This is a genomic window from Planktothrix prolifica NIVA-CYA 540, assembly GCF_963864145.1.
Taxonomy (GTDB): Bacteria; Cyanobacteriota; Cyanobacteriia; order Cyanobacteriales; family Microcoleaceae; genus Planktothrix; species Planktothrix agardhii.
Window position 1 is genome coordinate 1110292 of sequence record NZ_CAWLTW010000001.1, and the last position, 12202, is coordinate 1122493.

General features: G+C 42.5%; 7 protein-coding genes. All 7 read right to left on the reverse strand.

The features are described from left to right. Positions 1–167: 167 nt before the first annotated feature. Positions 168–1064, reverse strand: a complete 897-nt coding sequence (locus tag AC559H_RS05120; RefSeq protein ID WP_026793924.1) for a hypothetical protein — start codon at positions 1062–1064, stop codon at positions 168–170. 153 nt (positions 1065–1217) lie between these two features. Beyond that, positions 1218–4652 carry a hybrid sensor histidine kinase/response regulator gene (locus AC559H_RS05125; RefSeq protein WP_051319818.1) on the reverse strand — a complete coding sequence of 1145 codons (3435 nt, stop codon included), beginning with the start codon at positions 4650–4652 and terminating at the stop codon, positions 1218–1220. 250 nt (positions 4653–4902) lie between these two features. Continuing rightward, positions 4903–6462, reverse strand: a complete 1560-nt coding sequence (locus AC559H_RS05130; RefSeq protein ID WP_036833838.1) for a DHA2 family efflux MFS transporter permease subunit — start codon at positions 6460–6462, stop codon at positions 4903–4905. A gap of 46 nt (positions 6463–6508) precedes the next feature. Further along, a complete protein-coding gene (locus AC559H_RS05135) occupies positions 6509–8134 on the reverse strand; it encodes an HlyD family secretion protein (RefSeq protein ID WP_026793926.1) in 1626 nt (541 codons plus the stop codon). Continuing rightward, positions 8112–8771: a TetR/AcrR family transcriptional regulator gene (locus AC559H_RS05140; RefSeq protein WP_026786828.1), complete on the reverse strand. Its 660-nt coding sequence runs from the start codon at positions 8769–8771 to the stop codon at positions 8112–8114. Before AC559H_RS05140 ends, AC559H_RS05135 begins: the two co-directional genes overlap by 23 nt. Positions 8772–8893: 122 nt before the next feature. Further along, positions 8894–10621, reverse strand: coding sequence for a GTPase HflX (gene hflX / locus AC559H_RS05145; protein WP_199918722.1), 1728 nt, complete (start codon positions 10619–10621; stop codon positions 8894–8896). Positions 10622–10818: 197 nt separating this feature from the next. Then, the gene (locus AC559H_RS05150) at positions 10819–11838 is read right to left on the reverse strand and encodes an ABC transporter ATP-binding protein (RefSeq protein WP_026793927.1); all 1020 of its coding nucleotides are present in this window, start codon (positions 11836–11838) and stop codon (positions 10819–10821) included. Between the last annotated feature and the right edge of the window lie 364 nt (positions 11839–12202).

The window sequence follows — 12202 nt, forward strand, 5'->3', positions numbered from 1 at the left end:
TGCTGAAGCGCAACAACGGGGAATCAAGCCGACCTTTTCGTTGTTGGGCTTTAGCCCCTCCTAAGAGCGCTGAAGCGCAACAACGGGGAATCAAGCCGACCTTTTCGTTGTTGGGCTTTAGCCCCTCCTAAGTGCGCTGAAGCACAACAACGGGGGCAAGAACAAACTTAAATCGGAGCAGCCGATAAATTTAAAAGATAATGGGTGCTTCCGTCCCTGGGAGAGACTCGCAAAAAGTAGGTTCCACCGGGTAATTTATCTAACTTAATTGATTCTGGGGTGAGGCCTAAATTGGCGGAACTAGCAACAATTTCATTACTTTGAACGGCTCGATTGTTATTCAGATCATAAATCAAGTCTAAGTCTAAATTGGCTTTCATTTGATTCATGATTATACTAACTTTACTATTAAAATTAGGAATAATAAACTCATAAATATCAACGGGGTTAGCCGCGTCAATTAAGCCTACAATGGTTTTTTGTCCTAATAATATATCTATATTAATAGCTTGGGTCAGGTCATCTTTAAAAGCCGGAGCAATCCCTAATCTTGATTCTTTTAATCCTTGTCGCCAAAAATGTTCAAAAAATGTATTATACTGCCCGGATTTAATCTCAGATAAGACATCGGGATATCGAGTTTGATAAAAGTTAGTATCAAAACCAATACTGGGATTGCGTCCTTCATATTGTCCATGGAGAAAAAAATGTTCAAACGGGTTAATTTCTGCTTTAAGAAAACCCACTTTTACATCGGGATATCGTTCTAAATAATAAATTGGATCAAATAAGGGATTAGGAGAACGGGGTTGAAATTGACCAAAATCAATAAAATGTTCCGCAGGTGTAATAAATCCTTCCTTTATTTGAGTTAAAAGTTCAGGATCTCCTTGCTGATAATATTGACTATCAAATAAAGGATTAGGTTCATAACCCAAAAATTGACCCTCCTGAACAAAATGATCAAAAGCGTTCCGAAATTCTCGCCTTTCAATCGCCGGAGCCACATCAGGATATTGAGCCAAATAGAATTTTTCATCAAATAGCGTTTCTAAAGTTAACATCAGCTTAAAATCTCCCTATATATTGACTTAATTATACAAAATCCACCATTACCCATTACCTATCATGAATTTAAGAGGATTAAGCAGATTAACACAGATTAAAATCTGTGAAATCCGTGAAATCCTCTTAAATCAGTGATCCCCATTCCCTAATTATCCAATAATTCCGATTAAATTAGCAATAGTAAACAGTAATTCATGGGGTTCTACGGGTTTAGCTAAATGGGCGTGAAACCCGGCGGAGAATGCGGCTTGACGGTCTTCATCTTGGGCATAAGCTGTAAGTGCTAAAGCGGGTATTTGCCCTCCTGCTTCTGGGGGTAATAAACGAATTTGACGGATTAGTGAATAACCGTCTCCCCCCGACAGTCCAATATCACTGACTAAAATATGAAATGGAGATATAGCACTATTGGCTTTGAAGATATTAATGGCTTCTTCTGCACTCCCAACGGTCACCACTTCTGACCCACAATTTTCTAAAATATGAGCAACTAAATCCCGAGCATCCACTTCATCATCAACCACTAAAATTTTAACTCCTTTGATTTTTAAACAACTTTCAAACATCAAATCATCATCACCGAAACCCTCTTGAAGATACTGATAATCTTTTAACATATCCGATGTCATCATGGGTAATTTTACGGTAAATACTGTCCCCTTTCCTAACCCTGGACTATCTACAGTAACACTTCCTCCATGAATTTCAACTAAATGGTGGACAATGGTTAATCCTAATCCTAATCCGCCCTGTTTCCGAGTCATTGAACCATCGGATTGACGAAATCTTTCAAACACAAAGGGTAAAAAGTCTTTACTAATTCCTTGTCCGGTATCACTAACTTGAATTTCTGCATAATCTCTGACTTCATAATTGCTATTATTTCCCAAGGAATTTTGATTCTGAGACTTATGTAGTCTCACCTGAATTTCTCCTCCTTCTGAGCTAAATTTTATTGCATTGGTTAATAGATTCCACATCACCTGTTGTAAACGGTTACTATCCCCTAAAACCATCCCAATATTAGGCTCAAAGGAAATATTAATTTTAATATCTTTCGCCTCAGTTATTGAGTGTACCGTTTCAATTGCTGCTTCAATTACCGGAATTAAAGCAGTCGGATTCGGGCTAAAATTCAGTTTTCCACTAATAATTCGAGAAACATCTAATAAATCCTCAATCAGTTGCGCTAAAGCCCGTGTATTACGATTAATTGTTTCCGTCGCCCGATTAAATGTTTCCTTATCTAAATCTCGTGATATCAACATTTGTGTCCATCCCAAAATAGCATTCAGAGGAGTCCGTAATTCATGGGAAAGGGTAGCTAAAAATTCATCTTTGAGGCGGTTGGCTTCTGTTAATTCATCAGCCCGGGTACGCAGTTCAGCTTCTAATTGTTTACGATTAGTAATATCCCGCATGGCTGTCACCTGAACTTGACGTCCTTTATAAATTTGAGACTTACCAATGATTTCTACATCAAAAATTGTGCCATCTTTTCTTAATCCAAAGACTTCTAATGGGGCTTCTAAGTTGTTTTTAATATTTTGTAAAATTAAATCCCGACTTTCGGGGGTGACAAAATCCAGAAAAGAAGTTCCCATCATTTCTCCTAAAGGGTAATCCAACATAATAGATGCCCCTTGGTTAGCATCAAGAATGATGCCATTTTCATGAATAATAATACCATCAAATGTAGTTTCAATTAGGGTTCTAAACCGAGCTTCACTTTCTTGTAATTCTTCTTCTGCGTGTTTACGTTCGGTGATATCTTCATAGATAAATACGACTTCTCGAATTTTACCCACCTCATCCCGCACTGGATAAATATAAGCCTCAACCCAGCGTTGAGCATATCCATAATTCGATAATCCTGGGAAGCTTTGATGAGGATCATATAAAATTGGAGGAATCGCCACGGTTTCCCCGGCTAAACCCTTTTGAATATAGGGAATTATCCGTTTTTGAATTAGTTGTTGATCTTCTAACAAATTGTAGTCTTTAATCATTTCTCCTTTGATTCCCCATAGCTCCTCCCAGGCTCGATTTACACGCCTAACCGAACCATCTAATGATAGGATTAAAATACTCAGGGGAGATTGTTCAACCATTGTCCGATATTGAACTTCCGAGCGACGTAATAAGGTTTCGGCTCGATGACTTTCTGTGCGGTCAATGGCTACACCCCCAACCAATGGATCTTCCTGATCAACCCAAATTGGAAATTGATAGATTAAAAATTCTCCAATTTTGCCGTCTCGTCCAGGTAGAGATTCAATAACTTCTAAAACTAGGTTTTGCGAAGCCACAATCGAAATATAATTCAGGAATTTGGAGGCTAAATCTGGGGTAAATATATCAAATATAGTGGTTTCTAAAGATTCTGGAGAAACATTAAAGGTTCGGGTATAACTTTTACTTAAATATAACATTTTACCTTGATGATCACAAATCCAAGCTACGGTAGGGTTGTAATCCATAAACGCCTGAAATCGGGCTTCACTATCTCGCAGGGCTTTTTCTGATTTCGTCAGTTCCGTTGCAATTTTTTCCGCAATATATCGAGCTTTAATTTGCGATCGCATTAATCCAAATAAGATAATACCAACAAAACTTCCCGCCAAAGCAATATAGGGAGCAATCAAACGTTGGGAATTAAAATCAAGTTTAGGACGGGAAGTATAGATAATCGTCCAAGTTTGTCCAGCAATTGAGAGCATTTTTCGCCCCTCAAATTGAGGCTTAAACCCTAATAAACGACTAGAGTTAGAATCGTATATGAGAGAGGAGGGAGTAATTGCTAAACCATCATAAATTTTAAAATCTATAAAAACATTTGGATAATTCCCAAATAGCCCTTGCATCAAGTCATCCATCCGAAAGGGACTATAGATAAATCCTAGTAATTTCTCCCGTTTTTCTGTTACCGTTGGCGGAGTATAATTACCTCGATAAATGGGGAAATAAATTAAAAATCCCGCTTGTTTTTTGGCATCAATTTCTTGTCGGAGTTTGACTCGACCCGACGCCACCGGAATTCCCCCATCCCGGGCGTGTTCCATGGCGCGACGGCGCACGGGTTCGGTAAACATATCAAACCCAATGGCGGCTTTATTACGTTCATCTAGGGGTTCTAGGTAGATAATGGCATGATATTCGGATCGAGGGTAATCGGGATTGATAGCGAAGTTAGGGATACCCTCAGCTTTCATCCGAGCTATTAATTGATCTTTTTCGGAGGGTCGAACCCGAATTGTAAACCCAATCCCTTGAATCCCTGGATATTCCCTCCGCAGTTTTAATTGTTCCATGTAGGTGCGGAATTCCTCTCGATCCACGGTATCATGGCTGGCAAATAACCCACTTCCGGCACGGAGTAAGGCAATATAGGTTTTAACCCGATCTCGAATTAGGTTTTCCGTTTGTTGGGCGGAGGCATTAAACTGTAACCGATCCTGGTTACGGGCTGTTGATTCTACATAATAAGTGGCGATCGCCGTCAGGATTAAAGTCCCCAACAGCACTAAGTAGGGAACAATCTGCCGATTCGGAGAGAGAAACTTATACAGCCATTTGCGCTTCATAGAGCTATCAGGGAAAGTCTGGGGATTAGAACTGCGGGTTAACCCTTAATTTTTGTGTTGTTTGGGGTAAGTTTTAATTAAGATTTTCTGCATATTATATCACGAAAAATTGAATTGAATCTTCACCAGAAAGGGATTATCTTAAAATTATCGATTTCACTTTTGACCAAAAATTTTCAATTGGGGAAAAATCAGGTCTTCAGCCATTACATCTATAATGAAATATCTTGCTGACCCCCCCCTACGAAACTTAATGGGCTGCGGACGCTTTTGCACCTTTACCTCCCTTACCTAAAAAGAATAATAACGGTAACGAAAATAAAAATGTTACTCCCACCACCCTAAAAATATCGGCAAAAGAGAGAACCGCCGCCTGGGTATCGACAATTTGACTTAATGACGCTAAGGCTTGTTTTTGGGCTGTTACCCCATCCATACCCTGACTTTGGAACATCGCCGTCAGCGCTTGTAACCTTTGATTTGTGACAAAATCGTAGGGAGTCAAATAGGTGAGAAGTACCGCTCGATGGAAGGCTTCTCGCTGACTTAACAAACTGGTGAGGGCGGCAATTCCTACACTCCCGCCCAATTGTCGGGTTAGGTTATAAAACCCCGACCCGGCCGATATCGCCTGTTGGGGCAATCCTCCCAAAGTGGCTAAACTCAAAGGCAAAAACATCAACACCGTCACCCCACCCCTGGCTACTAACGGCCAAAATAGCTGATCCGTACCCGTTTGGGCACTAATAGTGGAGAGGTCAAACATCACCAAAGCCGAACCAATGGCCCCTAAAGCAATTAATAACCGGGCATCGACTTTCGTTGATATTTTTCCTAATAGTATCATCATTACCGCCGAAAATAACGCCCCTGGAGCTAATAAAAATCCCGTTTGTGTTGCTGAAAAATGAAGAATACTTTGGGCAAAAATTGGGACGACAAATAACGTCCCATACAGTCCTATCCCCAAAATCCCAGAATAAATACTCCCGGCGGCTAAAGACCGATACCGCAAAACCCGCAGGTCAACAGCCGGATTTCGGGTGGTCAATTCCCGCCAAATAAATAACGCCATCCCCACCGTCGCTGTAATCGCTAGAGTCCGAATAAAACTGGATGAAAACCAGTCTTCCTGTTCTCCTTCTTCTAACAACGCTTGGAAACTGCCAACTGCCACCGTCAGCAAAATAATCCCCCACCAATCAACTTTGGTACTTTGGGAATTGTTTTCTTCATTCTTGGGCAAAAATAGCCAAGCCATCAAGGTTGCTAAAATACCAACGGGCAGATTAATAAAGAAAATCCACCGCCAACCCAGGGTATCTGTCAGGTATCCCCCTAAAGTTGGGCCAATGGCGGGGCCAGCAATTACGCCAACGCCAAACACCGCTTGGGCGATACCTTGTTCATGGGGGGCAAAGGTTTGGAATAAAATGGCTTGACCCTTTGCCAGTAACCCACCCCCACACAACCCTTGCAGAATCCGAGAAATAACCAACATAGGTAAATTAACAGAGAATCCACAAAGAATAGATGCCAGAGTAAAACCGACTAAGGAGAAAATAAAATAAGATTTACGCCCAAAAAAATCTCCGAGCCAAGCGCTTAAGGGAATTAAAATCACGTTAGCGATCGCATAACCCGTCACCACCCAAGCAATTTCCGTCACCGTCGCCCCCAAACTGGCTTGCATATCCGTCAGGGCAACATTAACAATACTGGTATCAATAACTTCTAACATGGCTCCCAAAGCGGCCGTTAATGCGATCGCCCACTTCAAATAACCCTGAATATAATGGGGTTGATTCATATAAGTGTTGATGTTTGACACCGATGGGGGTTACCCACCTCTACAACTAATTACTAATTGCGGTTTCCACACTTACGGTAATGCTCAAACCCGCCCGCAGTTTGTGTTCGGGGTCAGCATTGGCGACAAACGCTAGTCGCACGGGAACCCACTGCACAACTTTGTTAAAATTGCCTGTGGCATTGTCGGGAGGTAATAAGGCAAATTCAGCCCCCGTTGCGGGACTAATTCCCGTTACCGTTGCCCGAAATATTTCCCCCGGATAGGCGTCTACCCGCACTAACGCCATTTCCCCGACTCGTAAATTCTTTAACTCCGTTTCCTTAAAATTCGCTTCAATATAAATATCATCGGTCTTCAGGGGAACTAACGCTAATAACGGTTGTCCGGGTTGGATTTTTTTCCCGACTTCCGCCGTCAGTTGACCGACATATCCACTCACCGGGGCGGTAATAGTAGTATAAGCAAGCTGTTGACGGGCTAAGGCGAGGGAGGCTTGCGCCTGTTTAATCTGGGCTTGAGCCAGTTGGGTTTGATCTTGTTTTATAACCACTTCCTGACCTGAAGCTTGGGTTTCTGCAACCTGAGCTTGAGACGCCCCCGCTTGGGCTTGGGATTTTTCTACCTCGGCTTGGGCCTGACCGACTTTAGCTTGAGCTTGTTGGAGTCGAGCTTGGGCAGTTTTTACCGCCGATTTTGCTTGGGCAAGTTGAGCTTGGCTATTAACAACCTGGGCTTGAGCTTGTTGGAGTTGGGACTGGGCATTATTCACCGTTGCTTGAGCCTGTCCTACCCCCTGTTGGACAACGGTTAAACTAGCTTGAGCTTCTGCAAAGGCAGCTTGGGCTGTATCCCGTTGTTGAGCCGAAACTACATTTTGCTGATAAAGGGATTGATAGCGTTGAAAATCCTGTTGAGTTTTGGTAACTTCAGCCTCTGCTTGGACAACTTTAGCCCGGGCTGCATTTACGCCTAATTCCGCTTCCTGAATTTGAGCTTGTTGGGCGGCAATATTGGCTTGGTCTTGTTGGAGTTGAGCTTGAGCTACGTTAACACCGAGTTGAGCCTGTTGCAGTAGGGCTTGGACGGCAATTGCTTCTGATTCGGCTTGCTGAACATTAGTTTGTTCGGCGGTAACGGCTGCTTGTTGCGCTTTTAAATTGGATTGCGCTTGTTCAACTTGACTAATATTAGTATTGGCGGTTAAAGAAACATTATCCTTAGCAGTTTGTAATTGTGCTTCGGCTGCATTTAAGTTGGCTTCTTCCTGTTTGATTTTTAATAATAAATCTTGATCTTCTAAAATTACCAAAGGTTGACCAGCTTGCACATAATCCCCATTTTTAATTAATACTTTTTGAACGGTAGCCGCAATTTTTGGGGCAATCGGAGAAATATGGCCTTCAATTTGGGCGTTATCCGTTGTGGCGTGGGTGCTTTGAAATTGCCACCAACGGCTTCCGAAAACGGCTCCTGTAATTAATGCGATCGCTCCTACTAACAATAACCCCCAAGGCCGTTTTTTTCCAGAGGGTTTGGCTTCCTCAACCACGGGAATTTCAGCGATGGGCGGTTGATGTCCATTGGTTTGAATCTGTTCAGAAGATAAAGGCTTCTGAACTTCAACGGGTTCGGCTTTTAAGTGAGAATCAATAACAGTGTTGGATTTCATCTTGCTGTTCTCTATTAATCAAGGTGTTATTAGTAGGCAAGGGACTGATACCCTGCACGAAAAGATCGACACAGGTTTCGATATAATCTTCGCGGTTATAATGGATGAAATTGGGGATGGCATTACGTCGCAGCATTCCTGCCAATAGCATTCCGGTAAATAAATCTATAGCGGGTTCTAATCTTAAATCTGAGCGCACTTTACCCCGTTTTTGGCTGTTTTTGAGGTAATTAATTAGCTTTTCTCGTAGGGGTTGGGTAGCTTCAGCAATAATCTGAGATGCGACTTGGGGATGGCGTTTAGCTTCTCCGATAAAAGTGCGAATCAGGGCTTCATGTTCTTCGAGCATGGTGTTATAAAGCCAGCTATAATGGGTTAAATCCTTTTTTAAATCCTGCGTCCACTCTTTTTGATGAGTCAATGCTTCCGTTTGCAAGGCGGTTGCTTGTTGGACAACGGCGGCAAGTAACTGTTTTTTGCTATGGAAATGACGAAATAACGTGACTTCATTAACTCCCGCCATCCGAGCAATTGCTTTTGTGGTGGCTCCCGCAATTCCAGCTTCAGCAAACACTTCTAAAGCCGCTTTCAATAAGCGACTGCGAGTGAGTGCGGTTTTCTGCTCCTGAGAATTCATAGATTATAACGTAAGTGCTTACTTGCATTATAACAAATAAATATAGAAACCGGGTTTCTAATTTGATCTCTGGGCAAAAATCAGAGATTTTATTCAGAATATCCAGTTTCTATCCCCAGATTTTAACGGTTAGAAATCGCATAATGGACTAAAGCAGCCATGCGTTTTCTGAGGGTTTCTAACCCCAAGGCTTTAGAAGCGGAAATATAAACCGCTTGGGGGTATTTTTCCTGCGCTAATCGTAAATTTTCCCCATCAGTTTGATCGATTTTATTAAACACTAATAATCCCGGGCCAGGAGTCACAGGCATTTCTCTTAAAATCTGCATTACCGACTCAATTTGACTTTCCCAGGCGGAATGGGATAAATCCACTAAATGAATTAAGGCATCCGCGTCCGTCACCTCTTCTAAAGTAGCTCTAAACGCATTAACCAAAGGAGGCGGAAGTTCATGTATAAATCCGACTGTATCCGTGATAACAATTGTTAAAGGCTCCTCCGTTATCATATCAGGAATCTCTAAACGGCGAGTCGTGGGATCAAGGGTAGCAAAGAGTTGGTCAGCCGTATAGACTTCCGACTGGGTTAAAACGTTCAATAAAGTTGACTTTCCAGCATTGGTATAGCCCACTAAGGCCAAGGTCGGAACCTCTTGAGCTTGACGATTTTGGCGCAGACGAGAACGATGGGCTTGTAGTTGATTCACTTCCTGTTGTAGCCGGGAGATTCGACGCTGGATGGCCCGCCGTTCCGTTTCCAGTTTGGTTTCTCCTGGCCCTCTGGTTCCAATTCCGCCCCCTAAGCGAGACATAGCCAGACCTCGACCAGTTAACCGGGGTAAACTATATTCCAGTTGGGCCAGTTCTACCTGTAATTTTCCCGCCCCCGACTGGGCGCGTTGAGCAAAAATATCAAGGATAACTTCGGTTCGGTCTACAACCCTGACCCCGATTTGGGTTTCCAGGTTCCGAACCTGGGCGGGGGATAAGTCCCGGTCAAATACAATTAAATTAGCTCCGATGGTTTGGGCAACCAAGGCAATTTCTTGGACTTTCCCCTCTCCGACAACGGTTTGGGGGTGAGGATGCGATCGCTTTTGGCGTAAAGTTTGTAACACCTGACCCCCGGCGGTATCGACTAAACGCACCAATTCCGTTAACCCATCTTCAAACCGTTGGGGGGATATTTTATCCGTTTTCACCCCCACTAACAGCACTTTATCCTGACTAGAATCGACTTCCCGGGCGACAAATTCCCGTTCAAACTCCGTTTCTAGTTCGTTGACTAAATCGAGAAAATCCTGTTGCGATAGGGCATCCAGACTCATCGGCAACGACAAATAATAGGGAATGGCAGAAAAACCGTTATCAATTTGTTGATTCTTAGTCGTGTCCATTTCCGGGACAAGGTGAGCCATATAAGTGTCTTTAATATAGCCCGTTTCACCCCCTCCTCGTCGCTGAAAACCACCTCCGGTCAGGGTGAGAACTACCAGAATGTCCAAACGTTGAATCGCCATGGCAGTCAAAGCTGCTTCTTTAGGGGGTTCCGGGCTAGTTTGGGTGGTAATACAACGAATTCCACTCAGGCGTCCATTCCCATACCGGGGGAGTTCTAAGGGGGGAATTTGAGTTTGGCGAGGAGTTCCGACTCCCACCCGCATCACCTGTCCCCGACGGTTAATATAGGCGCACAGAGGCTGATCAATTTCTGTACTAATTGCCGCCAGTCGCTGGGCAAATTCTACGGTTGTAATTAAATCGCCTGGTAATCGTTGATGATACAGGCTTTGCAACCGTTTAAGCTGACTGGCTTTTAGACCTTGTAGTTGACCATAAATCGTTTCGATAGGCACGTTTTACCAGTTTCCTGGCCCTCCATAAACAATAGGGGTTAATTTGAAATATGATAGCTTGAATTTTGATCGGAGTGTGGGCTGTGGGCTGTCCAAACCGGACTCATAACTTAATATTTTCTTGAGGACTATTAGATGTCGAATCTGATAGAATCCTTTTATATTTAGGGCTAAATTGATTAAATTTGTGATTAATCTTTAATCAAATGACAGGCTACAGAATGGTTTGAACCCATATCTTTTAATGGCGGTTCCTCCAGCCAACATTGTTCCATAACAGAGGGACAACGACTAGAAAATCGACATCCCATGGGCGGGTTTAGGAGACTAGGAATTTCTCCAGTTAATAAAATTCGTTGTCGTTTGGCTTCTAATTCTGGGTCAGGAATGGGGACGGCGGATAATAGGGCTTGGGTATAGGGATGGAGAGGATTTTCATACAAAGAAATCCTATCTGCAAGTTCAACAATTTTGCCCAAATACATAACTGCAACTCGGTCAGAAATATGGCGAACTATACTTAAATCATGGGCAATAAAAAGATAGGTTAAACCTAAATTTTGCTGTAGGTTTTGGATTAAATTAATCACTTGGGCTTGAATGGAAACATCCAAGGAGGCAATCGGTTCATCGCAAATAATGACATCAGGATTCATTGCCAATGCTCTTGCAATCCCTATTCTTTGTTGTTGTCCTCCTGAAAATTCATGGGGATAACGATTAATTGCATTATTATTTAATCCGACTAATTCCAATAATTCTTTGACGCGATTTTGAGCTATTTTAGTAGTAGCTAATTGATGAATAATTAAAGGTTCACTAATAATTTTTCCTACAGTCATTCGAGGGTTTAAGGAAGAATAAGGGTCTTGAAAAATCATTTGCATCCGGCGGCGAAAGGGCTGCAATTCCTTGGGATTTAAAGCGGTTAAATCGGTATTTTCAAAGTAAATTTTCCCCCCCGTAGAAGGAGAAAGCTGTAAAATCATCCGCCCCGTTGTGCTTTTTCCGCAACCTGATTCTCCGACTAAACTTAAGGTTTCTCCCCTATTAATATTAAAGGTAATTCCATCAACGGCTTTAATGGCTGCAACTTGACGTTGTAGTAAAATACCTTCCATGACTGGAAAGTGTTTTTGTAAGTTTTCTACCCGAATTAAGGGAGTATTTTTTTGATTAGATTTAAGTTTTGTTTCTAAAGTATTAACCATATTTTTATTATAAAAAATGTTTATATTGGAAATCAGGAAATTGGGCGATTACAGAAATCCGGCGATTAGAAATCGCGTCTACAGAAACGAAGTCCGCCTGCGCGGACTAGGAAGGGAGCAGAGAATTTGCAATCGAAGATTCTTACAACCCGTGTAGGCGGGTTTTGTCTGTGTAGGCGCGATTTCAATCGCCGAGCGATTATAGGAATTATAATGATTATAGGGAAATTGGGCGATTGGAAATTCGGCGATTAGGAAATCGTGTCTACAGAAACGAAGTCCGCCTGCGCGGACTAGGAAGGGAGCAGAGAATTTGCAATCGAAGATTCTTATAACCCGCGCAGGCGGGTTTTGTCTGTGTAGA

Excerpts from the sequence above, each read along its gene's own strand:
- AC559H_RS05130 (WP_036833838.1), bottom strand. The coding sequence starts at position 6,462 with ATGAATCAACCCCATTATATTCAGGGTTATTTGAAGTGGGCGATCGCA.
- AC559H_RS05120 (WP_026793924.1), bottom strand. The coding sequence starts at position 1,064 with ATGTTAACTTTAGAAACGCTATTTGATGAAAAATTCTATTTGGCTCAA.
- AC559H_RS05125 (WP_051319818.1), bottom strand. The coding sequence starts at position 4,652 with ATGAAGCGCAAATGGCTGTATAAGTTTCTCTCTCCGAATCGGCAGATT.
- AC559H_RS05140 (WP_026786828.1), bottom strand. The coding sequence starts at position 8,771 with ATGAATTCTCAGGAGCAGAAAACCGCACTCACTCGCAGTCGCTTATTG.
- AC559H_RS05135 (WP_026793926.1), bottom strand. The coding sequence starts at position 8,134 with ATGAAATCCAACACTGTTATTGATTCTCACTTAAAAGCCGAACCCGTT.
- AC559H_RS05150 (WP_026793927.1), bottom strand. The coding sequence starts at position 11,838 with ATGGTTAATACTTTAGAAACAAAACTTAAATCTAATCAAAAAAATACT.